Source organism: Desulfonatronum sp. SC1 (assembly GCF_003046795.1).
Taxonomy (GTDB): domain Bacteria; phylum Desulfobacterota; class Desulfovibrionia; order Desulfovibrionales; family Desulfonatronaceae; genus Desulfonatronum.
Window position 1 is genome coordinate 1 of the sequence record NZ_PZKN01000084.1, and the last position, 597, is coordinate 597.

The window sequence follows — 597 nt, forward strand, 5'->3', positions numbered from 1 at the left end:
AGGTAGTCGTCTACGGTAGGGCTGATAATTGGGGTGAAGTCGTAACAAGGTAGCCGTAGGGGAACCTGCGGCTGGATCACCTCCTTTACAGAGAAATTCCCCCCTCGCTGTTTCATTGCAAGGAGCTTGATGCTTCTTGCCGGCCTGAACGGAAAATTGAGGGCCTATAGCTCAGTTTCGGTTAGAGCGCACGCCTGATAAGCGTGAGGTCGATGGTTCAAGTCCATCTAGGCCCACCACGCTTGGCGGATTTGAGATTTCAAATTTGAGATTTGAAATTAAAGAATCGCTTCTGGTAATTTGAGATTTGAGATTTCAAATTTGAGATTCCAGGATGGGGGTGTAGCTCAGCTGGGAGAGCGCCTGCCTTGCACGCAGGAGGTCATCGGTTCGATCCCGTTCACCTCCACCATTTTGAGTGGTGGTTAATGTGGACGCTTCGAGTATGAGCGTTTTTTCGTTTGGTCGGTTTGATCTTTGACAATTTCATAGGGAATGAAGAATAGAGAGGTTAAGATACTAAGGGCAATTGGCGGATGCCTTGGTGCCAGGAGGCGATGAAGGACGTGGAAGGCTGCGATAAGCCTCGGTGAGCCG

At 49.7% G+C, this 597-nt stretch carries 2 tRNA genes and 2 rRNA genes; all 4 read left to right on the forward strand.

Annotated elements, in window-relative coordinates:
* A 16S ribosomal RNA gene (locus C6366_RS18420) occupies nucleotides 1–87 on the forward strand; the annotation flags it as partial.
* Between the two features lie 73 nt (nucleotides 88–160).
* Nucleotides 161–239, forward strand: a tRNA-Ile gene (locus tag C6366_RS18425).
* A 97-nt stretch (nucleotides 240–336) separates the two neighbouring features.
* Nucleotides 337–412 (forward strand) — tRNA-Ala (locus C6366_RS18430).
* Between the two features lie 97 nt (nucleotides 413–509).
* A 23S ribosomal RNA gene (locus C6366_RS18435) occupies nucleotides 510–597 on the forward strand; the annotation flags it as partial.